General features: G+C 68.0%; 23 protein-coding genes. 6 read left to right on the forward strand and 17 right to left on the reverse strand.

The window, feature by feature from the left end; genetic code table 11:
* Nucleotides 1-2: 2 nt before the first annotated feature.
* The 5 genes from EJV46_RS15705 to EJV46_RS15725 all read left to right on the forward strand — a co-directional run bounded on the left by EJV46_RS15705 (nucleotide 3) and on the right by EJV46_RS15725 (nucleotide 8,179).
* Nucleotides 3-266, forward strand: a complete 264-nt coding sequence (locus tag EJV46_RS15705) for a MoaD/ThiS family protein (RefSeq protein ID WP_131549635.1) — start codon at nucleotides 3-5, stop codon at nucleotides 264-266.
* Between the two features lie 191 nt (nucleotides 267-457).
* Complete coding sequence (locus tag EJV46_RS15710; protein WP_165585573.1) at nucleotides 458-1,444, forward strand: tripartite tricarboxylate transporter substrate binding protein; 987 nt, start codon at nucleotides 458-460, stop codon at nucleotides 1,442-1,444.
* A 75-nt stretch (nucleotides 1,445-1,519) separates the two neighbouring features.
* Entirely contained in the window at nucleotides 1,520-2,383 is an 864-nt protein-coding gene (locus tag EJV46_RS15715) for an oxaloacetate decarboxylase (RefSeq protein WP_131549637.1), read from the forward strand.
* Between the two features lie 46 nt (nucleotides 2,384-2,429).
* On the forward strand, nucleotides 2,430-3,380 hold the full coding sequence (locus EJV46_RS15720; RefSeq protein WP_165585574.1) for a tripartite tricarboxylate transporter substrate binding protein: 951 nt from the start codon (nucleotides 2,430-2,432) through the stop codon (nucleotides 3,378-3,380).
* A gap of 533 nt (nucleotides 3,381-3,913) precedes the next feature.
* Nucleotides 3,914-8,179 (forward strand): bifunctional RecB family nuclease/DEAD/DEAH box helicase, encoded by a 4,266-nt coding sequence (locus tag EJV46_RS15725; protein WP_131549639.1) that lies wholly within the window; start codon nucleotides 3,914-3,916, stop codon nucleotides 8,177-8,179.
* On the opposite strand, the gene EJV46_RS15730 is transcribed toward EJV46_RS15725, so the two are convergent.
* The 9 genes from EJV46_RS15730 to EJV46_RS15765 all read right to left on the reverse strand — a co-directional run bounded on the left by EJV46_RS15730 (nucleotide 8,160) and on the right by EJV46_RS15765 (nucleotide 18,881).
* A complete protein-coding gene (locus EJV46_RS15730) occupies nucleotides 8,160-10,220 on the reverse strand; it encodes a hypothetical protein (RefSeq protein WP_165585575.1) in 2,061 nt (686 codons plus the stop codon). The two genes, EJV46_RS15725 and EJV46_RS15730, sit on opposite strands and share 20 nt — an antisense overlap.
* 298 nt (nucleotides 10,221-10,518) lie before the next feature.
* On the reverse strand, nucleotides 10,519-12,360 hold the full coding sequence (locus tag EJV46_RS15735; RefSeq protein ID WP_131549641.1) for a hypothetical protein: 1,842 nt from the start codon (nucleotides 12,358-12,360) through the stop codon (nucleotides 10,519-10,521).
* Between the two features lie 12 nt (nucleotides 12,361-12,372).
* Nucleotides 12,373-14,394, reverse strand: coding sequence for a phage tail protein (locus EJV46_RS15740; RefSeq protein WP_131549642.1), 2,022 nt, complete (start codon nucleotides 14,392-14,394; stop codon nucleotides 12,373-12,375).
* Nucleotides 14,394-14,747, reverse strand: a complete 354-nt coding sequence (locus tag EJV46_RS15745; RefSeq protein WP_131549643.1) for a DUF6950 family protein — start codon at nucleotides 14,745-14,747, stop codon at nucleotides 14,394-14,396. The genes EJV46_RS15740 and EJV46_RS15745 overlap by 1 nt, the downstream gene beginning before the upstream one ends.
* Entirely contained in the window at nucleotides 14,744-15,310 is a 567-nt protein-coding gene (locus EJV46_RS15750) for a hypothetical protein (RefSeq protein WP_131549644.1), read from the reverse strand. Before EJV46_RS15750 ends, EJV46_RS15745 begins: the two co-directional genes overlap by 4 nt.
* Entirely contained in the window at nucleotides 15,310-15,996 is a 687-nt protein-coding gene (locus tag EJV46_RS15755; RefSeq protein WP_131549645.1) for a hypothetical protein, read from the reverse strand. The genes EJV46_RS15750 and EJV46_RS15755 overlap by 1 nt, the downstream gene beginning before the upstream one ends.
* Before the next feature lie 4 nt (nucleotides 15,997-16,000).
* Nucleotides 16,001-18,157, reverse strand: a complete 2,157-nt coding sequence (locus EJV46_RS15760) for a tape measure protein (protein WP_131549646.1) — start codon at nucleotides 18,155-18,157, stop codon at nucleotides 16,001-16,003.
* A gap of 29 nt (nucleotides 18,158-18,186) precedes the next feature.
* Entirely contained in the window at nucleotides 18,187-18,339 is a 153-nt protein-coding gene (locus EJV46_RS22890; protein ID WP_165585576.1) for a hypothetical protein, read from the reverse strand.
* Nucleotides 18,340-18,503: 164 nt separating this feature from the next.
* Nucleotides 18,504-18,881 (reverse strand): hypothetical protein, encoded by a 378-nt coding sequence (locus tag EJV46_RS15765; protein ID WP_131549647.1) that lies wholly within the window; start codon nucleotides 18,879-18,881, stop codon nucleotides 18,504-18,506.
* Nucleotides 18,882-19,210: 329 nt separating this feature from the next.
* Between EJV46_RS15765 and EJV46_RS15770 the strand changes: the two genes are divergently transcribed.
* A complete protein-coding gene (locus EJV46_RS15770) occupies nucleotides 19,211-20,671 on the forward strand; it encodes a caspase family protein (RefSeq protein WP_206020835.1) in 1,461 nt (486 codons plus the stop codon).
* Nucleotides 20,672-20,798: 127 nt separating this feature from the next.
* Here EJV46_RS15770 and EJV46_RS15775 read toward each other — a convergent pair whose 3' ends face one another.
* The 8 genes from EJV46_RS15775 to EJV46_RS15810 all read right to left on the reverse strand — a co-directional run bounded on the left by EJV46_RS15775 (nucleotide 20,799) and on the right by EJV46_RS15810 (nucleotide 26,743).
* Entirely contained in the window at nucleotides 20,799-21,752 is a 954-nt protein-coding gene (locus tag EJV46_RS15775; protein ID WP_131549648.1) for a phage tail tube protein, read from the reverse strand.
* 21 nt (nucleotides 21,753-21,773) lie between these two features.
* On the reverse strand, nucleotides 21,774-22,220 hold the full coding sequence (locus tag EJV46_RS15780) for a hypothetical protein (protein WP_131549649.1): 447 nt from the start codon (nucleotides 22,218-22,220) through the stop codon (nucleotides 21,774-21,776).
* The gene (locus tag EJV46_RS15785) at nucleotides 22,217-22,942 is read right to left on the reverse strand and encodes a DUF6441 family protein (RefSeq protein ID WP_131549650.1); all 726 of its coding nucleotides are present in this window, start codon (nucleotides 22,940-22,942) and stop codon (nucleotides 22,217-22,219) included. The genes EJV46_RS15780 and EJV46_RS15785 overlap by 4 nt, the downstream gene beginning before the upstream one ends.
* Before the next feature lie 3 nt (nucleotides 22,943-22,945).
* A complete protein-coding gene (locus EJV46_RS15790; RefSeq protein ID WP_092963389.1) occupies nucleotides 22,946-23,245 on the reverse strand; it encodes a hypothetical protein in 300 nt (99 codons plus the stop codon).
* Between the two features lie 10 nt (nucleotides 23,246-23,255).
* Nucleotides 23,256-23,564, reverse strand: coding sequence for a hypothetical protein (locus EJV46_RS15795; protein WP_131549651.1), 309 nt, complete (start codon nucleotides 23,562-23,564; stop codon nucleotides 23,256-23,258).
* Nucleotides 23,561-24,199, reverse strand: a complete 639-nt coding sequence (locus tag EJV46_RS15800; RefSeq protein WP_131549652.1) for a structural protein — start codon at nucleotides 24,197-24,199, stop codon at nucleotides 23,561-23,563. Before EJV46_RS15800 ends, EJV46_RS15795 begins: the two co-directional genes overlap by 4 nt.
* Nucleotides 24,196-24,543: a DUF2190 family protein gene (locus EJV46_RS15805; RefSeq protein WP_131549653.1), complete on the reverse strand. Its 348-nt coding sequence runs from the start codon at nucleotides 24,541-24,543 to the stop codon at nucleotides 24,196-24,198. Before EJV46_RS15805 ends, EJV46_RS15800 begins: the two co-directional genes overlap by 4 nt.
* Before the next feature lie 82 nt (nucleotides 24,544-24,625).
* Nucleotides 24,626-26,743, reverse strand: a complete 2,118-nt coding sequence (locus EJV46_RS15810; protein ID WP_131549654.1) for a prohead protease/major capsid protein fusion protein — start codon at nucleotides 26,741-26,743, stop codon at nucleotides 24,626-24,628.
* Nucleotides 26,744-26,759 lie beyond the last annotated feature (16 nt).

The following is a 26,759-nucleotide window of genomic DNA, read 5'->3' on the forward strand; positions in this document are numbered from 1 at the left end:
GCATGGCCACCGTGGTCCTGGCCGATGCGCTGGCGCGGCTCTTCCCCGGCGCGCCGCGCGAGCAGCAGGTCGACGCCGCGGATGTCGCCGCCGTGCTCGACCTGTTGGACGCGCGCTGGCCCGGAATGCGCGACCGCGTGGCCGATTCCACGCCGCGCATCCGGCGGCATCTGGACGTCTTCGTCGACGGCCGGAAGGCCGGCCTGGAGACGCCGGTCGCCGCGCATTCCGAGGTGCTCATCCTGACCGCGATGAGCGGGGGATAGCCCGGCATCCGGCCCAGGGACCCGATCGTCATGGGCCCAACGCCATCTGGGCCGGCGACGGCCCTGGTCGGCCCGCGCCAGCGCGCTTGCGACGCCGCGGGCGCGTCGTCACACTACCCCCCAACCGCTGGCCGGCTTCCCCCGTGGCGGACGCGGGAGACGCCGGGACAAGCGGAAATGGGAGAACCACCGTGAAAACCTCCAAGGCAGCCCTGTCCCGTCGCACGACCCTGGGGCTCGGCCTCGTGGCGGGAACCGCGGTCGCGGCCCGCGCGGCCGACTATCCGACCCGCCCCATCCGGATCATCGTCCCCTATACGCCCGGCGGCTTCACCGACCTCTCCGCCCGCCTGGTCGCCGAGCCGCTCTCGCGGGCGCTGCAGCAGCCCGTCGTGGTCGAGAACCGGCCGGGGGCGAACAGCATCCTTGGCGCCGGCATCGCCGCGACAAGTCCGGCGGACGGCTATACGCTGGTAATGGTGCTGCCGGCCCATGCGGCCAATGCCACTCTCCAGGCGGGCAAGATGCCCTTCGATTCCATCAGGAGCTTCGCGCCCGTCTCGCTGATCGCGACCTCGCCCCTGGTGATGGCGAGCGGAAAGCACCTTCCCGCGCGCGGCTTCACCGAATTCCTGGCCTATGCCCGCGCTCGGCCGGGCGCGCTCACCTACGGGTCGAGCGGCATCGGCTCGACGGCCCATCTGGCCATGGAGCTCCTGCAGATCCGCACGGGGCTTCGCATGGTGCATGCGCCCTATCGTGGGACGCAGCCGGCGCTGCAGGATCTCATCGGCGGCAATATCGGCGCGATGTTCGACGTCGATTCGGCCCTGCGGCCCCAATTCCAGGCGGGCAGCATCCTGCCGCTCGGAATCGCCGCCGCCCAGCGCGCCGGCTTCGCGCCCGGTATGCCCACTTTCGAGGAGCAGGGCGTCGCCGATTTCGTCGTCAGCACCTGGTCCATGCTGCTCGCGCCCGCGGGAACGCCGGCCGAGATCGTGGGGCGCATCTCTACCGAGATCGCGAAGATCGTGCGCGAGCCGGCGATGACCGCTCGCCTCCTGGGAATGGGGCTGCTTGCGGAAGGGCGCAGCCCCGAAGGGACCGCCGATCTCCTGCGCTCGGAGGTGGACCGCTGGGCCACCGTCATCCGCACGGCGAACGTGACCGTCGAATAGGGACCGGGACGGCAGCTTGGTGACGGCGCGGATCGCCTATAGCGTCCTCATAAGGAACATCTCTGAGGGAACTCCATGACCGCCCCCGAACGCATGCGCGCCCTTCTGGCCAAGCCCGATTTCGTCACCATGCCGGCCGTCTGGGACGGGCTGACGGCCAAGCTCACCGCCGGCGCCGGCTTCGCGACGGCCTTTCTCTCCGGCTCCTGCGTGGCGGCCAGCCGGCTCGGCGGGCCGGACCTCGACCTCATCTCCTTCGGCGAGATGTTCGACAGCTTCAACATGGTGCGCGGCGCCGCGCCCGAGCTGCTGGTGCTGGCGGATGGCGACCACGGCTACGGCAATGCGATGAACGTGCAGCGCACGGTGCGCGCCTATGGCCGCGCGGGCGCGGCCGCGATCCTCATAGAGGACAAGATCACCCCGCGCGAGCTCACCGCCGCCGGCAAGCCCTGCCTGCCGCGCGAGGAAGCCCGCATGAAGATCCGCGCCGCCGTGGAGGCCGCGAAGGATTCCGGCATCCTGGTCATGGCGCGCACCGACTGCCGCCCGACCCAGGGCATCGACGAGGCCGAGGCGCGCATCCGCATGTTCGTGGACGAGGGCGCGGACATCCTCTTCCTCGACAGCCCCGCCGATGACGGCGAATTCCAGCGCGCCGTGGCGGCGGCGCAAGGGAGGCCTTCCTTCGCCGTGCTCTCGCCCGGACCGGGGCGGCGCATCCCGAGCCGCGAGGAGGCGATCGCGCTCGGCATCAAGATCGGCACCTATCCGACGGCCATGCTCTCGGCCTCGATCGCGGGCGTGAAGTCCGGGCTCGCGGCGCTGGCGGCCGGCGGCGCGGAATCCGAGATGGCGCTGCCCGCGGCGGAGCTGCGGACCACCCTCGGCTATGGCGACTACGACAAGGAGGCGAAGCCCTTCCTCCCGAAGGGCTGACCCGGGAAGCGGAAGAACATCCGCTCCCTCAGGAGGAGAAGCGGTCATGCACGGCAGGCGTTCGTGGTTGCGTGCGGGGGCCGGCATCGCCGGCGCGGCCGCGCTGTCCGGCGGGGTCCAGGCCTCGGACTGGCCCAACCGTCCGGTCACGCTCATCGTCCCCTGGGCGCCCGGCGGCGGCACGGATTCCGTGGGGCGCGCCTTGGGACAGGCGCTGTCGAGGAATCTCGGCGTGCCCGTGCCGGTGATGAACCGCGCGGGCGGCAACGGGACCGTCGGCCATGTCGCGATCCGCGACGCGGCGCCGGACGGCCATACGATCGGCTTCGTCACGCCGCAGCTCATCACCGGCCCGCTTCTGGGCAGCGTGCCGGTCACCTGGCGCGAGCTGCAGCCGGTCGCGCTTCTGAACACCGATCCGGGCGCCATCACCGTGGGCGCCCAGAAGCCCTGGCGCAACCTGCCCGAGTTCCTCGAGGAGGCGCGGCGCAATCCGCGGTCCATCCGCGTGGGCAACAGCGGCCAGGGCGGCGCCTGGCACATGCTTTCGCTGGAACTGGAGAGGAAGGCTGGGATCGAGCTGATCCACGTGCCCTATGCCAGCGCCGGGCCCGCGCTGCAGGACCTCGTCGGCGGGCATATCGACGCGGTCACCTTCAGCGCCGTGGAGGTGCGGGCCCCGGTCGGCGGCGGGCAGGCCCGGATGGTCGCGGTCGCGGCGCCGGAGCGGATGCGCACCCATCCGAACGTGCCGACGGCCAGGGAACAGGGCCTGGACCTCGACGTGAGCACGTGGCGCGGGCTCGCGACCTCCCGCGGCACGTCGACGCCGGCCCTGGCGCGGCTGGAGAGCGCCGTGCGGCAGGCGCTGCAGGACGAGGTCTTCCAGCAGTTCATGGCCCAGCAGGGCTTCGGAATCCGGTTCCTCGGCGCGCCGGCCTTCGCGTCGTTCCTGGGCGAGCAGGACACGAAGTACCGGGCGTATTTCAGCAACTGAGCCCAGGCGTTCCCCTGCGCGGCGGCGGACGGCTCGCAGACCCGGGCAGTGGGTTGAGGAAGGCGTCGGGCATATAAGATCTGGCGGAGGAGGTGCGACTCGGTACAGGCGGTCTCTAGGCTGGAGCCTTGGAGAGTTGGGCCGGAGTTCGGTCTGCGATTGCGTGGTTAGGGGGCATGCTCAAGCGTTCGGTCGCGTTGAAGGAGGAATCACTTCATCGCCAACTGCGTGCAATGCTAAGCTTAAGCAGCCGCCGTTTATGAGGGATTCGGGTGCCTCACCTAGCAAAACGTCACATCTCTCAATACGTCCGGCGCTCTTGCAAGCGCCGCCTGCGGTTTGATCTCTACAGCAACTCCCGCGACGAGGAGGTTATACGAGACCCCTCCGGGAATCTGATCCCAAATCCCCCGCCGGAGCGGGAGACCGCCAGGCCAGGCCTACCGATTTTGGCGGAGGAAGGACGGCGAAACGAAGCAGAGCGCTACGAGGAATTGGCTGAGATATTCCCGGCGAATACATCCCGGCCCGTCGTGGGGGACGCCGATGCCAGGCCCATAGTGCATGGCGACGGGCTGATCTTCAGGCTGGAGACGGTCTGGTCGCGTCTTCTGGACACTCCGCGTTTCCTGATCGAGACGGAATATGCGGTGCCGCCAGCCTTTCAGGAGATTGTTGGCTTAGACGAGATTGTGACCTCCTCGCTTTGCAACAGAGCGATGGAGCAGACCCTCACCCTCGGACATGCGCGCCCTGACATTATTCAAGCCATGGCAGCGAGTCAGCTCGGCGCCATGGGAGACGTCAACCTACCGGTGATGGAGATCACTGGATCTGGCGAGATCGTGGGTTTGCCGGACGGAGACGCCCGCATCGGTCTCCGGGTGATTGACTGCAAGCTCGCTGCCGAGGCGTCGGAGGCACATTTCGCCGAGATCGCCTACTACTGCATGACGCTCGCCGCCTGGTTAGGCGCCACAGTCGACCAGGACGGACGCGTGTTGTCTGAGCGCTTCTTCGTCCGAGCAGACGCCGCTGTTTGGCCCGGACGGCATGGCGGTTCGACGATGGAGACCAGGCTCCGGGAGGCTGAGGCCGCGGGTAGGGAGCCTACCGATGTGGAAAATCTCGCGGCCTTTGAGCTTGACCTGGATTATTTGCCTGCACCGGTTTTCACAGCGCGGGTCCGGCGATTCTTCGAGGCGGATCTCCGGGACGCACTGACGCCAGAAGACTGGAGGGCTATCGGCTATCACGTCGACTCCCGCTGCGTAGGATGTGAGTTCCTCGGGCATCACTGGAACCGCCGGCACGAAGACGACGCTCCTGAAGCCGATCCGAACCGGCTACTCTACTGCAAGCCCATGGCCAGGGCCGACGGCCACATCAGTCGGATTCCAGGCATCACGGATGGCGCCCGTCGAATACTCGAAAGTCAGCATGTCCGCACTGTGGCCGACATTGCGGCAATGTCGCCAGGGGATGCGATCTTCGATGGCCACGGATCGCTAAAGGGTATTCGGGCACTAGCCGGCACTCGGGCCCAGGTGCTCGGATCGCGGACAGCCACCGTTGTGCCGGCAGCCGGGAGCACCGCTGTGCTTCCGAAGCACGTGGATGTGAAAATTCATATCGTCGTGGAGTTCGACCCGGCTAGTGGCATCACAGGCTGTTTTGGCTGGATGGTCGAGCATCGCGGGCTCACCGGCAACCAGGCCCGCGTCGCCGAGGTGCAAAGCAAATCGGTAGATGCAGAGCGGAACGCTCTCGTCGCAATGCTCAACGCCATCCAACAAAGCCTTGCACTCGCCCTTCAGCAGGTCTGGACGTGGCGAGATGGAACGCCGAGACGACCGACCGCACAGGTGTATTTCTGGGACCGGATCGGATACGAGCACCTCCGTCGAGTTATCGGCAGGCACCTTTCCTTCCTTGTTGGCGCGCCGCAGCTTCGCGACTTGGCGTGGTTGTTCCCCCCAGAGCAGGTGATCCCGAACCCGGAGACGCTGTCCCTCCGAAGCCCGGTCTCAATCGTCTCAGACGCCTTTCGCGCTTTGACGGCGGCAGACTCGCCGCACTTCTACTCGCTCCTCGGCTGCGCCAGGCTCTTTCATCCGCAGCGCCTAGCAGCATTGGCCGATTACGTCCGCTTTAGAGTGAATCCGGTGTATGAGGACCCGCTTACGGACTACGTCCCCGTCGAGCGTATACATGAAATTTGGCAGGACCCTGCCGAGATCAACGCACGCAACCTTCGCCGTACCGTCCGCGGCCTTCGTCCCCTTCCGATCCCGTCCGACGTACGCGATGAATTGCGACGCACCACCGTCGTAAAGCTGCGCGCCCTCTCAGCGGTAACCGAGCGCCTGACAGCGGACCTTCGCGTTGGTCTAGAGGCGAGCGCACCCGAGCTACAGGACATCACGACGGCCGGGCGTGTGGAGTCTGGAATCTCTGCAGACGGGCTCGTGTGGCTCGCGCACCGCAAGCTACAGGCGGCATCAGAGCAGTTCGAGAACGACATGCTTCGTGCCCTCACGTCAGAACAGCGGGAGGCCAAGTTTGCGTCGGCCAGAGTTCGTCGCCTCCTCGTCGGCACTGAGCGTGCGAACGCGCTTGCTGACCTTGGCCTAGCCGACGTCGGCGGAGACCGGCTGGTGTTTGAGATAGCGGAAGGGTCGCGTGACGCGAAGCTTAAGCCCGGCATGGGGTGGTCCCTCATGACCGAAGCGTTAGTCCCGCTGCAGTACGCAACTGTGAGCTCGATGCTAAGGCCGGGCAGCAACGTCCACGCGTTATTGCCTCGGGGCTTTGTTGCCGATCTTGCTGGCGTGGACCCTTGGCATCTGAAGAAGCGCTTTTTCGAGGTCATGAAGGTCAATATTGCGGCGATCGATCGCTCGCGCCGGCGCGTGGCCGTTGACCTCGATACCTACGCACGCGCCGCAGGGGTGCCGATCAGCCGTCTGGCGATCAACCATGGCCTAATGGTGCTGCCGCAGGCTGAAGATTCTCATCCCGACGAGTGGGGCATCATCGATCCAGTCGTGACCGATTTCTCCACCTCCAAGATCCAGGAGGCCCTCGCCGGCATGGGAAATCCCCCGCTCGCGGTGGCTCGGCCGCGGGTAGGAATGGCTAGGCTTCCGCAGGTGCTCGGCCCTCGTCCAGGCGCTCGAGGACCGCGACAAACGCCTTCGAACCCAGTCGAACCGTTCATCTGGGACGCGCGCGGCCTATCGACCACCCCGTCCCGGTTTACTGCAACTGCGGGACTGGCCAATGCCGCTATCGAAGCGCATCGCCTAACGCAGACGCAGCGGCGCGCCCTTGTTCAGGCAGTCACCCTCAGACTCAGCCTTATCTGGGGGCCGCCCGGCACCGGAAAAAGCTTTACATGCGAGGCGATGCTCGGCTGCCTTGCGGAGTGGGCCAGGACGACCGGACAAAGGATCCGGATGCTCGTGACCGGGCCGACCTGGACGGCGATCGACAACGTTGCCAAGCGAATGCCTGCGCGCCTTCGCCGCTTTATGGCCGAGGACGAATTTGCCATCTATCGGCTGAAGTCCTCCCAGGGGGACGACGCGGCCGTCGCGGCCGAGCTCCGCGACTTCGTCTGCCCAACCGACCAAACTGCCCCCCGGTTCCAGAGCCTCGTGAACGACCTTGCAGTTGGTCCCCCTGTCGTATTGGTGGCGGCGACGTCGCATCAGGTTGCGAACCTTGTGCGGAAGTGTGGGCTTTCCCCGAACAATAAACTCCGAGCCGATCTGTTCGACTTCGTCCTGGTGGACGAAGCGTCGCAGATGGACGTCGCCCATGCGATTATGGCGTTTAGTTCCGTCGCGCCGGAGGCAACCATCACCGTTGTTGGTGACGACAAGCAAATGCCACCGATCCAACCCGTGCCGCCTCCGAAGGGCCTCGAGAAGATGGTTGGGTCCATCTACGACTACTACCGTAACGAGGGCACTGCAGCTGACGAAGTGATCCCAACGATGCTCGACCGGAGTTACCGATCGAACCGGGACATCGTCGAGTTTGTCAGAGAGGCAGGCTACGGGCCCGGGCTGCAGGCGGTGAACCCAGACCAGCGGCTTCGCCTCTTGGGATCGGTGCCGATTGCCGAGCCGGCAGGGTGGCCTGTCGATCTTGAATGGTCACCTGCGTGGGAGCGCATCCTAGATCCCGAAGAGCCCCTCGTGGCAGTTCTGCATGCCGACGATATGTCGAGTCAGAGCAATGAGGGAGAGGCGCATGCGGTGGCTGCCCTCGTGCGATCCCTCTGGGGGCGCCTCGCGGGCATGACAGGAGGGCCGCCGAATGCGTTGGGGACGAACGACCCAATGGACCTGGAGACATTCCTCCGAAGCGGTATAGGGGTGGTTACCCCTCACCGGGCACAGCAGGCTACGGTCATCAGCCTTCTGGAACATGCCCTGCCACGCGGTCCCGGACGGGCTGCCCTGTACGAGGCGGTGGACACCGTCGAGCGGTTCCAGGGACAGGAAAGGCTAGTGATGATCGCGAGCTTGGGCCTGGGTGATGTGGACCAGATCCGGGGCGAGGAGGAGTTTCTCTACTCGCTCAACCGGTTCAACGTCATTGCCTCCCGCGCGCAGGCCAAGTTCATCCTGTTAGCGAGCCGGCCGCTCATCGACCACATTCCGTCTGACCCCGTCGTGATGCGGCAATCGGCTCTCATCAAGCACTACGCCGACGGGCACCTCCGCCAAGTCCGGCGCGAGAACCTTCCGCGGCTCGGCCCTTGCGAGATTAGGACGCGGGTGAGGTAGCCAGGGCTGCGGCCTGCAGCTTTTCCGGACCGGTCTCGCCGGCGATGCCCAGGGAGGCGTCCCAGGGCAGCTTCAACGCGTCGCTGAGGGCAATCGGGCCACTGCCATTGGACAGGCTGCTGGCGACGAGGGCGGCGCGCCAGAGATTATCCTGGTCCGCCTTCCGAAACCGGGGCGAGGTGAGGTCGTCGAGAACCCTTGACCAGCGTTCCACCATGCCGGCGGCGGCAATCACGTCCACATTCGCCGGCTTAGATCGACGCTTGAGGGCCACGTCTTTTCTGACCACGAGGACAGCGTCCCAGGAGATGCTTTCATCGTGCTTGTGCAGGCTCGTGCCGACGTCCCCTGCGAGGGGGAACACGTTCACGACGCGCAGAGGTGATGAGGCCAGTGCGGAAGCAAGGCGCTCCCAGCCGACTGCCGTGCGGTGCTGATAGGTGAACACGCCTAAAGCGCCGTCCTTCATCTTCCTTGACACTTCGGCAAAGCATGCGCCGAGCTTCTCCCGGAAAACGTCCCCTTCCGCATCTGACCGTCCGGGCGCAGCAAGCTGGTCTGGGGGCAGGCCCGGCACCTCCGGCGAATCCACAAGGCCAAGCATTCGCTGCCAGGGCAGGAAGAAATCAGCGAGCTCTGAGTAGGCAATGTTGTCGAAGTAGGGCGGATCGGTCAGGAGCAGATCTACAGATCCGTCGGGAACGTGTGCGAGGTGGCTAGCCGGCACATGCCGAACGTCTACCTCACCCTTCTTCTCCTGGCGCGGTGGGAAAAAGCCCCCCGCCGGGTTGTACTCCACGGGAGAAAGCGCCCACCGCGCTGCGCGCTGAACTGAGCGCACCGCGTTTGGAAAGCCGCCACGGCCGGTGCCCGGGACCCATGGGTTGAGCTCCACCGGGCGGGGGATATGACGGAACGCGCGAAGGGCGAAGAGAGGAGAGATTCGGCGATAGCCGAATGCGTATCCGGCCATCATGTTGAGGGACTTGAGGTGGTCGCTGAACGCGATTGCCAGCGCCTCCCGTTCGAGACCTTCCGGCAACGCTGTGATCGCCCTGGCGAGGAGGAGAAGGTGAAGCCGCTGGCGATCGTTGAAGAGTTCGATGTAGCGTCGATACCCATAGCGGATTAGGCGGTCATCCGCGCGCCCCTCGTTCGGGATTATGCGGTCTGGCAGGCCAGGACCACCGTCAGCGAGCAACGTTTTCAGCATGGCGGCCGCAGCGTCCAGCAGCCGGAAGTCATGTTCATCGGCCTTCTGGAATTGGCGCTCCGTCATTGGGACCGCACGTCCGCTCCGGTTGGGCGGGATAGATTCGGTTGCGAAGAGGCGGAACCGCGGCGGCACTCCGGTGCGCTCCGACAGGTCGATTAGTCGTTCAACCAGGCCACAATGCGGGCAAGTCGCCGTGCCGAACACGACGGCACCCTTTGCAATCTCCGTGCTGGCGCCGCAAGCGTCGCAGGCAAGGACCTCCTCGCCGACTGGTCGCAGATGCACCTGATCGCACTGCCCGCAGAAAACGTGGCGCTCCGGCTTGCCGACCTCGGCAGCTAGCACGTGATGGGGTTGAGCGTCGTACAAAAGACCGCAGCCACGGCACTCGACTACTTGGACCCAAAAATGATGGAGGATCAAACGGTTGTCGGGGCGCTTATGGAAGCGCTCGACCTCCGCACCGACTTCAGCAGAGAGGCGAGCGAGCGGCTGCACCAGGTCGCCGAGAGCGTGCATCCGCCCCTGGAACCGGCTAACTGCCACGGCAACGGGATCTACGTCGGTGCCCAGGCAGCGCGCCCCAAGCCGCTGTCCCTCAACGCAAGAGGTGCCTCCGCCGACGAAAGGATCCAGCAGGGTGATCCCTTCGAGCGAGACTCCGGTCTCGTAGGCCGCCCAAAAATCCCCGTTCGGGGGAAGAGTCGATGCGAGCAACAGGGCCCGGAAGGCCGACCCAAGGCGGCGGGCGAACCACTTGTGAGCGCCGTAGACAGGACGAGGGCGCTGCCCCTCGCGGACAGCGATTGTAGCAAGCTCGCGCACCGGTAGGGTGCCGGCCTCCAACATTGTTACCGGAGGTGCGGCCGGCGAGACGTGGCGCCTAGCAGCCCTCCGTCGCCTCTCCTGGCCCACGACGTACCCCTTTACCGCAGATAAAATAGCCAAGATGGAGGGAAAGGCAAAAGCCCATTGTTCGCGACAAGTGCAATGCCCGCCCAATATCCCACGAGAACGTCCTTATACCTTGCCTTGGAGTAAGGGTAAGCTTTCCTCCTCTCCCTAGGTCGCCAAGGCTGTAACCTTGGACCCCGAGGCACCCGGACATTCGACCTGTTCCGGGTCACGGCACAAGCCGCTTCGTTACCCCCACCGACAGCGTCGCCGCCGCCAGATCGAACGTCGCCCCGGAGATGTTACGCGCCATCACCCGCACCGTGTTGTTCGACCACACCGCCGCGTCGAGTTCGATGAACCGCGTCGACGACACCAGCGATGCTTGCGCCAGGTCGCCCGCCCGCGCCCCGTTCACCGTGACGTCGAGCAGCGATGTCGCCCCCGGCGCCAGGCTCGGCAGGTCCCAGGACACCTCCGCCGCGAACTCCCGTCGCCCCGAGCCGAACAGCGCCCCCGTCAGCAACGGCGTGCCGTTCAGCACGGCCGGGGCCGCCTCCGGCAGCCCGTAGAGCCGCAGCGATTGCAGGTCGATCGCCCCGTCGAACCCGATCACCCCCACCTGCGCATAGGCGACGGCCGCGCCAACGCGGATGGTCTGCCGCCGATTGAAGTTCGCATCATCCATTGGCGCGCCGGCATTCCAGCCCTTGGCCGGCCCGTTCCACTGCATCGTGGTAATCGACGCCAGCACATCGCCGGCAATGTCCTCGCGGACGTTCCCGGCGCCATCGAACACCCGCACGAAAAGCCGCCCGCCCGAGGCGCCGCTCGTCAGCCAATGCGCCAGCGCGAACTCCTTCGCCTGCGAGCTGTCGAGCATCCAGCCCAGGCCGCGGTTCGCCGCCAGCGTCACGGCGCGGTCGGTCGGCGTGACGTCCGTCAGCCCGTTGAAGCAGAAATCCGCCATGAAGGTCGCGGTGGTGGTGGAGGTGGCGATAGTGATCAGCCCCTCCACCCCGACCTCGGTCGCCGATTGGCGAAACGCCGCCGCGCGAGTGTTGGGCACACCGGCGAGAAATCGCTGGAGGCGCGACGCCGGTGCCCGGTGCCGGTTGATCACCGCATTGCCGCAGCGGTTGGCCGTCGCCGTGTAGTCGATGCCGACCAGGTAGGTATTGGTCCAGGCGATGTCGTACTCGCAGTCCTGCGCGCCCGCCGTGTGCCGCGCCGCCATTGGCGAGCAGGCCTCCATGCGCATGTTGCGCGCGATGATGGCGGAGCCCGAGGTCTGGTTCAGGAAGGGGATGGCGATGTTGCTGCCGGCCTGACGCAGCTCGAAGTTCGGTGCGTCAAAGACGTGGCGGTTGTGGTTGGTGTAGGCGCCGGGCTCATTGCCGAAGCGCACGCCGAAGCGGTCCTGCGCGGCATTCACGCCCGTCGCCTGGGCGAAGTGCCCGCCGTAGTACCGGATCGAGGTGTTCCAGGCGGTGGCGGTCGCGCACCAGATGTCGAGGCCGATGCGGTTGTTGACGATGCGCCCCAGCGTGAAGGTGCTATCCTCGACGCCGCGGCCATCGCCGAGGGTGCGCATGCCGATGGTGAAGCCTTCCACCCGTCGCAGCTCGATCTGGCTCGCATCGACGTTGCGCACGGTGATGCCGATGTCGGCCTCGGAGGACCAGTCGGACTGCGTCTGCCGGATGACGTTCAACCCGGTGTAGAGCTTCTCCGCATTGCGGATGGTGCCGCCATCGCCCAGCACCAGCACGGCGGTCGGCGCGGTGCCCGTGTAGCGGATGGTGCCCTGCATGATCAGGCCGCGCGCGCCGCCCGGCAGGGTGACGGTGCCGGAGACGTTCCAGGTGCCGGGCGGGATCATCGCGAATTTCTGGTCTGCGCCCGCGCGATCGAAGGCGGCCTGAATGGCCGTGCGATCATCCGCCACGCCATCGCCCAGCCCACCGAAGTCATTCGGCAGCACGGCCTCGCGGTCACGCAGGTACTTGGCGAAGTCGGTCTTGTTGAGGTTGGCGTTGAGGACCAGCAGGTCGTCGATACGGGCCGGCATGGCGTACTCCGATCAGAGGGCGGTGGCGGTGACCGGGCCGGCGAAAGCCGAGATATTCCCCTCGGCCGAGACGCTGCGCAGCCAGTACCAGCGGGTCTGGCCGGTGGTGAGGCCGGTGCGGTCCCAGGGCAGCGAGGTCGGCTCGGGGACCAGCTTGGACGCGGCGGCGAGGCTGGCGCTGCTGGCCTCGAAGACCTGCAGCCGGAGCGCATCGGCGGGAAAGCCACCCGACAGGCGCACGCCGCCGGCGATGCCCGTTGCAGCCAGGCCTGACGCGGCGGCCGGCACCAGCGCCTCCCGCCAGCCCGACACCGCGCCGCTGCGCGCCTGCGCCCGCACACGAAAGGCTGTCGGCTCCGCGGTGGGGATGGCCACGGCGGTGGCGCCGAAGCCCCCGGCATAGCCCTGCCAGACAGCGACGGAGGCTGGGCGGAACTCGATCTCGTAGCCGGCCAGATAGGCCGAGCCCACCGCCGACCAGGAGACCGCGATCGCGCTGAAGGTCACTGCCAGAGGCGTCTCCACCAGGATGGCGGCGGGCGCGGCGATCACGCCCGGGTTCGGCAGCACTACCGAGGGGTTCTGCCCCGTCGCCCGCTCATCCGTCGCCGGGTTCCAGGCCCAGACGGCGGGATCCTCCTCCGCGAGTTGCAGGTTCACCCCGCCATCCGGCGCCAGCGCCCAGCCCGTCACGCGCGCCGGGAATGGCGTCAGCCGCTCCAGCGCCACCGTCACCCCATCCCAGGGCCGTAGGCGCAGCGCCGAGAGGTTGGCCTGCATCGCCACCTCGCGCTGGCGGCGGTTGCGCTCCAGCTCGATTTTCATCAGGCGCTGGACCGTCGCCGCCGAGGTGGTGAGCGGGAATTCCATGTCCCGGTAGATCGCCTCGCCACCATCCTCGGTGACGTAGTTGCTGGCGAGCAGCGGCGGGGCGTCGGTCGGCTGCCAGGCGGCGGCCGGCTCGACATAGACGGCGCGCACCCCGTTGAAGAGATCCCGCCGCGGGCGCGAGCCGACGATGGTGACGTCGCCACGCAGGTCGTCGGAGGTGAGTGTCGCCGCCGGCAGCGCCGGCGCACCCGCATGGATGTAGAAGCGACCGCCCGACACGACCAGCGCGCCAGCCATGGCGGCGACCAGCTTGCGGGTGATGGCGATCTTGCCCTCGCCCAGGGTGACGGCGCCGTTGACCGTGTAGCGCCGCTCGGCGGTGCCATCTCGCCGGCCCATGATCTCGTCGCAGATGTTGGCCGCGGCCATGAGCGCCGGCAGGTCGATATCCGCCCAGGCCGCGCGCCACCCGAAGGGCGAGGTCAGGTACCAAGCCAGGCACAGCGCCGGATTGTCCGACCAGCCGGTGGCGCCAGTGCGCGGATCGATGATGGTGTCCGCCCCCTCGACGATGGCCGACAGGCTGGGCGCGCCGGAGGGGAAGGCCTCGGGCCGCAGCTTGAGCCGCACGGCGAGATAGGCCCGCCCCTGGCCGCGATGGGCCGCGGTCCATTGGCTGCCGGTATCGGCGATGAGATTGGCATTGGCGGCCTGGCTCGGATCGCCGAGGGCGCGGTCGATGCGCAGCAGGCCGACGAACTTCGCGTCGGTGGAGGCGGTGCCGTTCAGAAACACCTCGCCGATGGCGCGGACTCGATGCGCGGCCAGGACCACGACGACATGGAGGAAGCCATCGGCGCGACCCTCATCGTCGGTGGCCGAGTGCAGGAACACGACCGGGCCCGAGGTGCGGCAGCGGCCGAAGACGATCTGGTGCTCGGTGATGGGCTGGCGGAAGGACTGGGTGCGGCCGGCGCCGGGCGTGCGGGGATCGAAGCCGGATCCGGGACCGGTGTCGGTCCCTGGCGTGACGTTGGCGCTGCGGGCGGCGGAGGGCGATTTGGGGCGGAAGACCGCGGCACCCACGGCCGAGACCACCAGGGCGGCGCCGGCGGCCGCGACGGCGCCCAGGACGCCGCCGCCGATGACGGCGGAGGCCGCGGCACCTGCGGCGGCGGCGATGAAGGGGATGGCGACGGGCATCAGCCAACCCTCCAGGCGATGGTGCAGGCGGTGATGGGGAGGCGGACCAGGCCCGCAGGACCGACGAACGCAGCGCGGCCGGCATCGAGCACGACGCCCAGGCGATCCGGGTCGGCGGCCAGCACCACGTCGCCCGCACGGGCGAAGGGCACCGGCACGCGGGGGTAGCCGGCGGTGTCGGCCATCTCCGCCAGGGAGGATCGGTGCTGCCAGGATGGCCGCCGGCCCGTGCAGGCCACCACCGCAGCTATGGCAAAGTGCCCGCAGTTCCAGCCTGTTGCGTCGAAGGGCCGATGCTCCGCGGCGGTGATCAGCGCCGCGAGCCGTTCCGGCCAGTCCGGCAGCCGGGTCACTGGATCGGCAGCCGGATCTCCGCCTCCTGCAGGGCGGGGACGAACTCGAAGAACCGATCGCCGGGATACTCGGCCTGCTGGTCGGCGTCGGTGTAGCGGCGCACCTCGGCCCGCTCGAGGTCGACCAGCCGGCTCTCGCAGGCCAGCGCCACGGAAGACTCCGCGCCGTCCGTCACCTCCATCGTGTCCATCAGCCCCGCCCACAGCGGGAACGGGTCCGCCACGAAGGCGCCCTGCGCATCGAGCAGCGCGCCCCACAGCGTGACCGGCCGAAGCCGATAGCTGCGCTCGGCCAGCGCGATGTCCACCACCTCCTGCGGCACCGGCGACAGCGCGAGGGTGAGCCGCACGGCGCGCAGCTCTACCGTCTCCTCGACATCGGAGATGGCACCGATGCTGCCGGCGCCTTCAAAGACCTTACCCGCCCAGTCCAGCGGACCGAGCCCTGTCCAGACGCGAAAGGGGCCGGTGGCGAAGTCGAGCTCGACCAGCACCACCGGCGTGGCGATCGGCGCCGTGGCAGCGGAGGCGGCCTGGTTGCTGAGGCGGGGGGTGCCGGACATCAGAGGGCTTCCTCCATGCGGATGGTGACCGCGGCGAAGGGCCCCGGCCGCGTCGGGTTCGCCGCCTCGTCATCGGAGACCAGCCGCATCGGCACGCTCGGCAGCGAGAGGATGAGCGGCTCACCGACCACCACCGCGGCGCGCAGCGGCGGCGCAATGGCGATGGTGGCGGTCCCGGCGCCGGAGGCCGCGACCGCAGCGGTGGCGATGTAGAGCCGCCCACCCAGCCCGATGTAGTCGCCGGCGCCGACGGCCACCGTGCTCGGCCACCAGCCCTGCGTGACAATGGACAGCGCGCCGCGTGGCGCCCCGGCCGCCAGCGAGGGATTGCCGGATCCCACCACCAGCCCGGTGCCGTCGGTGAAGATGGTGGCGTCCGAGAAGCTGTAGGGCCCGATCGGCACGTCGCCCTGGCTGCGCGGATCGCCGGTGCGGTACTCCCGCCGCCAGTCCCAGATGCGCACCGTGTTGGCGGAACCGGCGAGAGCCGCCAGCAGCCCGTCCATCACGCCCGCCTGCACGCGGCCCAGCGGCTCGAAGCTCGCCTCGGCCACCCAGCGTGCGCCTTCGCGCCGGAGCACCTGCGTGGCGCGGGTGACGGGGGAGACAAAGCGCAGGGTGTTGTGCTGCAGGTAGAAGCTCAGCCGCGACGGGCGCAGCACGGCCGGCCAAGGGTATTCCGTCATGGCCCTATCCCCGCACGATGGAGGTGGCGCTGCCGCCGCGGCGGATGGCGTCGAGCGTCGCCGCACTGGCCTGGCGCACGATCTGTGCCGAGAGCACCCGCAGCCGCGCCTCGACACCGGCATCCGCGCCACGGGCATCGATGGTGATGCTCTGGTTGATCACCGGCCCGCCGGGCGCCATGCCGTTGGGCAGGACCGTGCCGCTGCGGTTGGGCACGAACCATTCGGGTCCGCGCTCGCCCACGATGTAGGGCTGGCCTCCCGCCACCGGCCCGCCCTCGGCGCGGAACAGCCCGCCCAGCGCCGAGCCGATCCCCGAGAAGATCGAGCCGAAGTCAAAGCCGGCCAGGCTGGAGGTGACCGCCGTGCCGAGCGGCTCGGTGATGGTGCGGCGGACCACGATGCGGGCGATGTCCTGCAGGATGCCCTGCAGCACCCTCGAAAAACTCTCGCCCTTGATGATCGCGTCCTCGAAGGCGGAGGAAAAGGTCAGACCGAGTTCGCGTGCCGTGTTGCTGGTGCGCTCGGTGGCCTGCTGGACGCGCTGCTGGCTGCGCTCCAGCTCCTCCAGCGCGGCATTGGCCTCGCGCGAGACGGTCTCGTCCGGGATGGGCTGGCCGATGCGCTCGGAGCGCTCCACCAGCCGGCCGAGGGTCTCCAGGCGCCGCGCGTAGCGCTCCTGGGCGTTCTCGTTGTTCTGGATCAGCCGCTCGCGCTCGCGGATGATGTCGTTGATCTCGCGCTCGGCCTCACGGTCCGGGCGCGGGATGGACGCGACGCGGCGCGTGGTGCCCTCGATGCGGCGCAGCGCCTCGTCACGCTCGCGCAGCGCCAGCGTCTCGATGCGTGTGCGATCGGCGGCGGTGATGCCGCCCGCGGCCTCGGCCTCGCGCAGGCGACGGACACGGTCGTCGTATTCGCTGTTGATCCGGAAGCGGTCGTCGAGCGCCTTGCGCAGTTCCTCGGCATCCGCGGCGGTCCGGCGACGACGCGCCTCGGCGGCCTGGCCGGCTGCCGCCTCCTGCTCGGTGCGCTGGCGCTCGCCGGCGGCCTGCTCGCCGCGGGTGATCTCCTCCGTGAGTTCCTGGTACTGCCGGCGCAGTTCCTCGAGGCGTGCGGCGCGGTCCACGCCCGCCTGCTGCTGCGCGGCGCCGACCAGCCCGCCCCGGATGCTGCCGCGGCGCGGCTGCGAGCGCAGGCTGTCGCGGCCGTCATTCTCCGCCTCGAGGCGGGCGATCTGCGTGCGGAGCGCCTCGGCCTGGGCGCGGCGGTCGGCCTCCTGCTCGCTGGGCAGCAGCAGGCCGGAGCCGCGGCGGACACCGTCCAGCACACGGGCGGCACCGGACAGCGCACGCGCCAGGGCGTTGGACAGGCCGATCGCCTGGTCGAGCCGGGCGAGGAACTGGTCGGCCGCGGCCGTCAGCTGCCCGAAGGCGCGGCCGACGGAGAGGGGCGCCCGCTCGAACTCGCCATTCAGCCGCTCGACGGCGCGCAGCAGCGCCGGAAAGACCGTGTCGGCGGTGAGCTTGCCCTCGGAGCCGAGCTTGCGCAGCTCGCCGATGGAGACACCGAGCTCGCGCGCCAGCGCCTGGGCGAGCGTGGGCAGGCCTTCCAGGATCGAGCGCAGTTCGTCGCCCTGCAGCGTGCCCGAGGCCAGCGCCTGCGCGAGCTGCTGGGTGCTGGAGGCGATTTCCTGCTGCGAGGCACCGGAGGCGATGGCAATGCGCTGCAGGCCGCCGACCAGGGTCGCGACCTGGTCGGAGGTGGCGCCGATCTCGCGCGCGGCGATCGAGAAGCGGGCGAAGGCGTCGACGCTCTCGCGCACGGCGACGCCGGTCTGCAGGCTGTCCCGGTACAGCCGGTCGTAGATCTCGCCGGCGCGTTCCACGGAACCCAGCGCGGTGTTCAGCCGGCCCATGGATTGGGTGAGCGCATCGCCAGCCACCACCACGGCACGCAGCCCGGCGGCGAGGCCGGCGATCTGCACGCCGCGCACGGCGACGTCGAGCAGGTCGAGCGCGCGGGATGCGCGATCAGCGCCGCCCTGGATCCGCTCCAGCGACCGCTGGCCGGTCTCGCCGACCTCCCGGAGTTCCTGCTTGACCCGGGCGGCGTCGTCCAGCGACAGCCGGACCGAGACACGGCGCGTGCTATCCGCCATGCGTCACGCCTCCTGCGTCGGTGGGATGGTCAGGGTCCGGGGGGATCGGTGCGGCGCGCGGCGCTGCCGGCGGCGAGGCCCATGCGCATGGCTAGGAGCAACTCGGCGGCGGGCCAGCCGGAGGCGCCCATCTCGCGGGCGGTGGCGAGCGCGGCCGGCATGTCGAGGTCGAGGCCGGTCATCGTCGCCGCGGCGCAGGTGGTGCCGGCGGCCCAGACCGTGGCACCCTCGACGCTGACCGGGGCGTGAGCAGCGTAGGGGCAGGCCAGGCCGCAGTCGCGATCAAGAGCCGCGCAGCCGCGGCAGTAATCAGGGCCCTGGCCGAAGTGCCATTCGGCCCGAGCCCTTAGCCGTTTCCCTCCAGGGCTACGGCAACGACAGGGCCGGTCGCGCGGTCCCAGAAGGCGGCGGCCATCTCGTCCATGTCCATGAGGCGCTCGACGGCCTCGGGAGAGAGCGGCAGCGGCTTGCCGGCGGCGTCGCCGACGCCCTCCCAGGCGGTGACGGCGTGGCGGGCCAGCGCCTTGACCAGGAACGCGAAGGCCAGGCCACGGGCCATGTCGGGGTCCAGGTCGGCCTCCGCGGCCCGCAGTGCCCCAAGGCGACGGGCGGAGCCGGCCTGCGCCGCGGCCATGACAGCGGTGGTGACGGGACGGATTTCCACGCGGACGCCGCGCGGCAGGTCGAGCCAGTACGGCTCGACCGGGAGGTCGAGGGTGAGCATGTAGTTCTCCGTTGAGGAATTGGGAGGATGTGGATCTGCCAGCCGATCAGGTGCATGCAGGACGACGCTCAGCCCCGGGTGCGGGGGGGGGCGCGAAAGCCGAATTCCTCGAGGCGGGCGACTCTGCCCAGAGCGTTGTTGCAGCTTCTTGGCTACTCGACGGCAGCTCGGACGCGGCCGCCAGCGGCAGGTAAGTCAAGCCAAGCAGCATGATAGCGTGGGAAAGGGTTGGCGTGCCGGCAGCACCGCAGCGCTGCTAGAGGGCGGCATTCCCTTTCGCATACCGTTCCGCTACCCAGACGATGAAGGCCCATCGGAGAATATTCGACGTGAAGCGCAATATGGCGGCGTTGGTTTTCGGCAACGCCAATTACGTGAATGGCGGCATTTTAAAGAACCCTGCCAACGACGCCGCTGATGTATCGGCTAAGCTGTCATCCTATGGCTTTCATGTAATCGTCGCAACCGACGCGACAAATAAAGAAATGGATAAAAAACTTAAAGAATTCAAAAAATTACTAGAGGCAAATGATGTAGGTCTTTTCTTTTTTGCAGGCCATGGGATGCAGATAGATGGCCGCAATTATCTGCTGGCGATCGATACTGATATATCTGATGAAACAGACGCGAAGCATAGTTCTTTATCGCTCGATAAAGTTATCGACGTGATGGAGAAGTCCAACGCTTCGACGAAAATCATTATCCTAGATGCCTGCCGCGATAACCCTTGGGAGCGTGCGTGGAGTCGAGCGGCCTCAATCCGCGGCTTAGCGTCGGTCTATGCGCCTAAGGGTACGATCATCGGCTTTGCCACCTCTCCCGGTGAGCTGGCTTCCGACGGCAAGGGACGTAACGGCACCTATACTGAGGCGCTACTCCAGCATATTGACGAACCGGATCTGACAATTGAAACGATGTTTAAGAGGGTGCGAAACACAGTCGCAGCCGAGACACGAGGCAAACAAACTTCGTGGGAACACACCTCTCTATCAGGAAATTTTTTCTTTAATATTAGCCTTGGAAAAATAATAAAATCTTATCCTGAAATCGCAATCGCTGATGAACTGTTTGTGGTGGACGAGACAAAGCCATCCCACAAAATCATTAAGGGTCTAAAGAGTCACAACTGGTATACCCAGAATGCCGTGCTTAGCCAGCTTACCGCTGCGTCGGTCAAGAAGATGACTGACAGTAATCTTTTCGTTCTTGGACGAAATATTTACCAAGCAGCATGCGGCGGCTCGAACTCAGCTAGGATTTTTGTACTCTCTTTCATGGACGAGACATCTGGCTACCCGGATGAGAAGCGCAAGGCGCTCCTCGACGGAATGCTGTTCGAGATATTTTTTGACCCAAAAGCAAAACTACGATCAAAAATTAAATCAAATCTCTTTAACGAATTATTTGATCTACAGAAATACGCCTCCTTAAAAGAAAGTTTTGAATTTATCGCTGAGGCGCTTATCGCCTCCGACGGAGAATTTTATGCTTTACCGGGGCGCGATCATGAATTGGCAGTGACCGTTGGAACCACAAAAGTAAAGGATGCTTACCGAGTTGATGCAATTTACGTCGATGGGATAAATGTATTTCGGGCCGAGGACGAAGAATGGACAGTAGGGGGTGAGGAGCAAAAAGTTTATGGACGGAAAAGTGCGGCTGACCTTAAAGAACAATTATCACAGGAACTTGTTGTGCCGATGCGTTCTCTCAAGCTTACTTACACGCCAGCGTCTGCCGTGAAGGGCGAATTACAGGTTCCTTTCGGCTATACTGTTCGAAAGCCTTGATATTGGAAACTCTGGATCGCAATCGGAAAAGATGCCCCCCTTAGTATTCGGGTATCGATCATTGCGGATTGAAGCCGCACAGGTCGGATTTCCGCATCAGACAGTTACCGGGCCCGATTGTCGGCTCTCACGCATACTCCGTTCCCGCCTGCTGGTTCCGCAGCACTGCCGTCATCATCCGCGTCGCCGTCGCGTTGAACGCGGCGCGGAAATCGAAGCTGGCCTCCACTCCGGCCGGCCCCTCGATCGGCGTCTTGGCCAGCGCGAGATAGACCTCGTGCAGCGTGATGGTCAGGCTGCGGTTGGCGTCGATGGTGAAGGCCAGCGCGAACTCCGCCGAGGTGCCGGCCTGCGCCTGGGCCAGCAGCGTGGTGTTCTCGAAGCGCACGGTGATCTGGCCGGTGCAGCGCGCGATTCCGGGATCCACACCCTCGACGCGACGGTCGGCGCGAATGGTGCGCACCGCCTCCATCCCGTTGGCGTAAGTGAGCCGCGCCCCGGTGACCTGCGCCAGCGCCGAACCGCTGCGGGTGATGGAACCCTGCGCCTTGTTGAACGCGGTGTAGGCGGCGCTGGTCGGCGTGCCGCCTGAGGTGGCACCGGTGCGCACCGAGCCCTGGCCCAGCAGCCCGAAAGTCGCCGTCGCAGCACCGGTCGGCGTGAAGTCCATCTCCAGCGTGTCGGCACGGACGCCGGTGCACACGTCGAAGGACGGCACATCGGGATAGCCGATCTCCATCGCATTGCTCGGTAGCGAGGCGGCACCCGATCCGAAGGTGTGGATGAAGTTGGTCGTGCCCGTGGTGGTGGGCGCGCCGAGCAGCAGTCGCAGCCAGTGCCCGATATTGATCAGGTCCACTGGTACCACCGCCTGGCCGGCGACGGTCACCGTGTCGAGGAACGGCGCTGCGGGATCCCGGTTGTTGCCCACGCCGATGACGTCAGCGTCCAACAGCGGCTGCTCGGCACCGAGGTCGCAGGACAGGAAGGGCATCCGCCGCCAGTTGCTGCCAGGTGCGGTGCCGTAGGTGGTCTCGGGCAGCATGAGCAGGCGGCAATTCGCGCCGATGGCACGGGGCATGGGCTTTCTCCTGGAGGGGGATCAGGCCAGCGGCGAGCCGGCGACGGTGAACCAGAGGGTGATGGGGACGGCGGCAGCGCGGGCCGCGGCCGCGCCTTCGAACTCGACATCTTCGAAGGACGCGCCGCCGGGCTGAGACCATTCCACAGCGCCAGCGAGGGTGCGGCTGGCGGTGATCGCTGCGGCGACATCGATCAGCAGCGCGTCGAGCAAGGCGTTGCGCGCAGCGGGTGTGGCGCCGGCCACGGTGATCTCGACCTCGGCGCGATGCTCGATCTGCCAGGCCAGCGGGGAGAGGATCGGCGTCTCCTCCACCGCCTCGCCATCGCGCACGACCACCAGCCCGCCGGCGGGGATGCGCTGCGGGATGGTCTCGCCGCGCAGCACGATCGGTGCTGGGTTCCGTGCCGCCAGCGACGTGACCAGCCGGCTGTGCAGTGCGGCGATGGCGATCTCGCGCCTGCTCACGATGACCTCCCGCTCTCGCGTTCCCAAGCCGCCACGAAGCGGCCGGGCAGGCGGCGCAGCCCGCGCTCCGCGGCGCCGCGCACATCGAGGCGCTTGGCGAGCCTCACCTGAGGCAGCAGCAGGAACATCGGCACCATCCCCTGCTCCAGCAGGCCGCGCGCCCAGGCCTCGCGGCCTTTGCGATTGGCGGTGCCGACCTCGGTGACGCCGCCCGCCACGAGACGGGTCCGGCGCCGCCGCCCGGTCTGCTCGCCCTGGCGCAGCGGCAGGCACCAGACGAATCCTCGGCCCGACTTGAAGGGCCGGAGGAAGGCTTGGCCGGAGGCGACCATCTGCGCTGGCGTCACCCGCATGCCTTTCTCGCCACGTCCCCGGCGCCCACGCGCCGCGTTGAAGCCGGTCGGGATCGCCAGGAACTCCCCGCCGCCCTTGGCGCGGATCAGCGCGCCACGCTCGAAGGCGTCGATGACGTTCGGCACCTTGGTGAAGACCAGCCCCGCGGGCCGCAGCGACTGGCCGCTCCGCGGGAAGATCATCGAACGCCAGGCATTGGCGATGCCGCGCGCGTTCCCCGAGAAGGCGGTGGTGACCTGCCGCCGCAGCTCGGCCTTCACCTGATCGGTCTCGGCGCGGATGGCCGTCATGGCCGCGCGCTCACCCGCCTTCACCTCATCGGCCAGCACCTTGCGGAGGTCGCCGGCGATGGCGGCACCGAGCCGCATGGATCAGCGCCCACCGAATTTGCGGCTCAGGATGCGCAGCAGCAGGTCATGCAGGGCGGCATAGCCGAGCGTGCCGGCCAGCCACGCGACGGCGAAGAGCCACCAGCCATCGAGCTCGAAGGCATGGGCGATCAGCCAGGCGCCGGTGCCCAGGCTGCCGCCGGCCAACGCATGCAGCAGATAGGCGCGGGTCAGCAGTGGCCGGTCGGTAGAGGAGAAGCGCGCCATCGCCCCGAGCGCACCCAGGGCGCCAGCGAGCAGCGCCTCGCCGACGATGCCGCCGATGCGCTCCGGATCGATCATGGCGGTGCTCCTATCTGCGGCAGAAGACCCGCCAGGCGATGCCGGCGGCGTCGCGCTCGGCGTGCTGGACGGTCAGGGTGTAGGCGCCGAGGGTGAAGGTGTCGTCGGCGTCCACCGCTGCCAGCACGGCGATGGCCACGGTCAGCACATCGCTGGCCTGGGTAACGCTGGTGCCGAAGGCATCTCCCAGCCGGTCCGGCGCCGAGCGGACCACGCGGAGCAGGACCGGCGCACCGGTCCCGCCCTCGCGATAGGTCGCATCCGCGCCGATGTTCGGATCCGCGGCCAGCGCGTCCATCGCCGCGGCGAAGGCGCTCATGCCGGCCGCCGCAGCCGCCAGGCGAGCACGCCGACCACCGCTGCCACGATGACCGCGATGGCGACGGCCGGCGCCAGCGTGCCCAGCGCCTGGATGGCTGGTGCCGCCTGCGCCACCGCGGTGGCGATGCCCGCCGCGCCCACGAGGACCGCACCACGCCCGGTGCCGGTGATGGCGGCCACCTCGCGCAGGGTCGCGGGCTGCGCCGGAGGGACACCCGCGAGCGTCAGCGCGCGATCGATCACCGCGGCCGGATAGGACAGGCCGGCGCACTCATGGTGAATGATGGCCTCGACCAGCGGGCGGAGGTGATCGTGCCGATGCAGGTCGATCGCTTCATCCGGCCCGACGCCGATCCGCCGCGCCACCACCGCGACATAAGCCGCGGTGTCGTTCTCCACCTTGGGCGCCCAACGTTCGATGATCGCGCGTGGCGTCCGCAGCTTGTGCCGGTCCTGATAGGTGACCAGCAGCGCCGCCAACGCGCGGATGCCGAGCTCATGGCTGGTGAAGCGGCAGAAGCGGCCATCGGAGGGCGGATCGGCCAGCCCCTGCCACTTGTTGGCGGGGACGTGCTCGATGTTGCCCGGATTGCGGTTGCGATAGCCCCGCGTGGCCTTCGGATCGATGCTCACGTGCCGATCGCCGGCACGCGGTTGAGCCAGACCCGGACGGTGGTGTCCGCGGCGAGCGCCGCCAAGCTGGCGATGCCGACCTGGAAGTTGCCGGTGGCGGTGGTCGTGATGCGCCGGTTGGTGTTGTCCCAGAAGACGCGGGCGCCGGCGGTGATGGCGAGCGCCGGCTCCTTCGTGATGTCGAACACGCCCTGAGTTGCGGCCTCGATGACGGCGTTCTGCGCGCCATCGACCGCGGCCACACCGAAGAGCGCGCCGACCAGGACGCCCTGGCCGGAGGTGACGCCGCCCGCATAGGGGACGGCGAGCGCCAGGCTGTCGCCGGGCTGCACGTAGTTGCGCATGGGGATGAGGTCTCCAGAAACGCAGAAGGCGCCCGGTGGGGCGCCCTCTGCATGGGTTCACGATGGAAGGGAGGAGCCGGGATCAGGTACCCGGATTGAACCAGGCGCCGCGCCAGTCGATGGCGCCGACGCCGAAGTCGAAGATCACCGACACCTCGACACCATCCACGCCTTGGACGTTGCCGGTGGTGACCTGGGGCCCCTCGGCGCCGTTCAGATAGCCGTAGACGTAGACGGGAGCCGCGAAGGGATCAGAGAAGAGGTACCAGCGGTTGGCGGGGATCAGCGGCTCGACCAGCGGCTGCACGAAGCCGGCATAGACGTTCGCGTTGCTGGTCTGCGTCGCCTGGACGGACACCGTGAGCTGCCGCGCAGCCAGTTCCTGGTTCGGCCCGACCAGCAGGCGCATCTGCGCGCCGACCGCTATGGGCAGACCATCGAGCGTCCGCTGCCGCATCACCGCGGCACGGCCGAGCGCCAGGTTCGGCAGGTCGAGCAGCGTGCCGGCGCCCGCCTTGTTGGCGCGGGCCGCAGCGGTGCCGAAGACCGCGGCATTGCCGGTGATGAGCGTCGGGCCATCGCCGTTGGCGCTGTTCACCAGCGCATAGGCCGTCGCGTTCTCGAAATCGGCCACGCGCCGGCCGATCATGGAGGCGAAGTCGGTGAAGGCGCCAAGGTCGTCGTTGACCAGCATCTGCCGCGTCACACGGATGCGGCGCGCGAAGGTCTGCAGGAAGACCAGCTCCTGGCTTTCCGACATGGTGCCGGCCTGGATCTCGCCGTTCTCGGAGAGCGCCACGAGGTTGGGGAAGTCGCCGACGCGCAGGTGGCGGTGCGGCTTGAAGTCCCGGAAGTCGCGGCGGAGGAACAGCGTGCGATAGGTCGGCTGCGCCGGGCCGTAGGCCGCGAGCAGCATCTTGTTGGCCGCGGCAGAAAGCAGCGCGGGGAAGTCGCTGGTGGTGTGGAAGGCGCGCTCGGCCAGGATGGTCGGGTTGCGGGGGATGTTGCGCTCGCCGCGGGCGCGGAGCAGTTCGCCCATCATGTCGGAGGGGCGCCAGCCCATGAACTCGACGTGGCGGCCAGCGCCGGGGCCCGTGCTGGGCGCCTGGTAGCCGGGCATGGAACGGGCGGCGAGCGCCTCGGCCATGGCGTCGAGCAGGCTGGCCGGATCGTCCTGGCCGGGGCCGGTCTCGGGGCGCGCCGGCAGGCTCGGGCGCGGGCCCTGGCTGGCGAAGGCGTCCCACAGGCGGCCGCGCAGGACCTCGGGCGAGATGCGGTCGCGGATGGCGGCCTCGCGCATGGCGTCGAGCATGTCGGGGGTCACCAGGCCGCGGGCGCCGGCCAGCACCGGCTCATAGGCGGCGATGCGCTCGACGGCGGCGCGGTCCGCCTCGGCGCGGATGGAGTCCAGGTCGGGCGTGGGCGGCATGGCGCGGGTCGGCTCGGGCGGAGCGGCGGGCGGGGTGGCGGGTGCGGTGGTCACGGGAATCTCCTGGGGCGGGGCGGTGGGCGGCGCGGGCGGCGCCGGCGCGGGATCCGGCGAAGCCGGCGTCGTCTCGGGCATGGGGTGTTCCTCGGTCAGGGCGGGTTCGATCGCGGTGGCGGAGGTGCCCTGATCCCCCTCGCCACGGATCACGGCCAAGCCGTCCACCGGCACCGGCACGATCGAGATCTCGTAGGGCTCCCAATCCACGGCACGGTGGATGGTCTGGCCGGTGGCGGCGTCGGGCCGGGGCTCGTAGCGATGAACGCGATAGCCGACGCTGACGGACTGCAGCGTGCCGTCGGCCACGCGCTGCCAGACCGGCTCCACGTCATCGGCGCCGCTGAACTGGAGCGTGGCGTAGCCGCGGCCGGCCTCGAGGCGGGCGGCGATGACGCGGCCCAGCACATCCCGCGTCCCGGCGCGGCGGTGCGTGTCCAGCACGGGTGCCCGGCCGGACCGGAGCGCATCCATGCGTACCGCCTCCGGCCGCATGTCGAGCTCCTCGATGATGGGACCGAGCGGCGGCACGAAGTTCCGCGCGCGGGCGCCAGTGGACCACACCACCTCGACGGTGCGCGCGGCACGGTCGACGGTAACGGGCGCGGCGAGCGCACGGCAGGCGGTGATCGACTGCCCAGCGGTGGGCAGTCGATCGGGCAATGGCGTGGCCTCCGGCACGGGGGAGCCCCCGCCCAGGTCGATCGGCTCTGTCATGGGATGCTCCTGGGGC

Source organism: Roseococcus sp. SYP-B2431 (assembly GCF_004336745.1).
Lineage (GTDB): Bacteria > Pseudomonadota > Alphaproteobacteria > Acetobacterales > Acetobacteraceae > Roseococcus.

Bases quoted from the DNA above. Each gene is read 5' to 3' on its own strand.
- EJV46_RS15740 (WP_131549642.1), bottom strand. From the start codon at position 14,394: ATGCCCGTCGCCATCCCCTTCATCGCCGCCGCCGCAGGTGCCGCGGCC.
- EJV46_RS15810 (WP_131549654.1), bottom strand. From the start codon at position 26,743: ATGACAGAGCCGATCGACCTGGGCGGGGGCTCCCCCGTGCCGGAGGCC.
- EJV46_RS15775 (WP_131549648.1), bottom strand. From the start codon at position 21,752: ATGCCCCGTGCCATCGGCGCGAATTGCCGCCTGCTCATGCTGCCCGAG.
- EJV46_RS15785 (WP_131549650.1), bottom strand. From the start codon at position 22,942: ATGCGGCTCGGTGCCGCCATCGCCGGCGACCTCCGCAAGGTGCTGGCC.
- EJV46_RS15795 (WP_131549651.1), bottom strand. From the start codon at position 23,564: ATGAGCGCCTTCGCCGCGGCGATGGACGCGCTGGCCGCGGATCCGAAC.
- EJV46_RS15750 (WP_131549644.1), bottom strand. From the start codon at position 15,310: ATGTCCGGCACCCCCCGCCTCAGCAACCAGGCCGCCTCCGCTGCCACG.
- EJV46_RS15735 (WP_131549641.1), bottom strand. From the start codon at position 12,360: ATGCCGGCCCGTATCGACGACCTGCTGGTCCTCAACGCCAACCTCAAC.
- EJV46_RS15720 (WP_165585574.1), top strand. From the start codon at position 2,430: ATGCACGGCAGGCGTTCGTGGTTGCGTGCGGGGGCCGGCATCGCCGGC.
- EJV46_RS15765 (WP_131549647.1), bottom strand. From the start codon at position 18,881: ATGCTCACCCTCGACCTCCCGGTCGAGCCGTACTGGCTCGACCTGCCG.
- EJV46_RS15705 (WP_131549635.1), top strand. From the start codon at position 3: ATGGCCACCGTGGTCCTGGCCGATGCGCTGGCGCGGCTCTTCCCCGGC.
- EJV46_RS15755 (WP_131549645.1), bottom strand. From the start codon at position 15,996: ATGACGGAATACCCTTGGCCGGCCGTGCTGCGCCCGTCGCGGCTGAGC.
- EJV46_RS15715 (WP_131549637.1), top strand. From the start codon at position 1,520: ATGACCGCCCCCGAACGCATGCGCGCCCTTCTGGCCAAGCCCGATTTC.
- EJV46_RS15760 (WP_131549646.1), bottom strand. From the start codon at position 18,157: ATGGCGGATAGCACGCGCCGTGTCTCGGTCCGGCTGTCGCTGGACGAC.
- EJV46_RS22890 (WP_165585576.1), bottom strand. From the start codon at position 18,339: ATGACCGGCCTCGACCTCGACATGCCGGCCGCGCTCGCCACCGCCCGC.
- EJV46_RS15790 (WP_092963389.1), bottom strand. From the start codon at position 23,245: ATGATCGATCCGGAGCGCATCGGCGGCATCGTCGGCGAGGCGCTGCTC.
- EJV46_RS15805 (WP_131549653.1), bottom strand. From the start codon at position 24,543: ATGCGCAACTACGTGCAGCCCGGCGACAGCCTGGCGCTCGCCGTCCCC.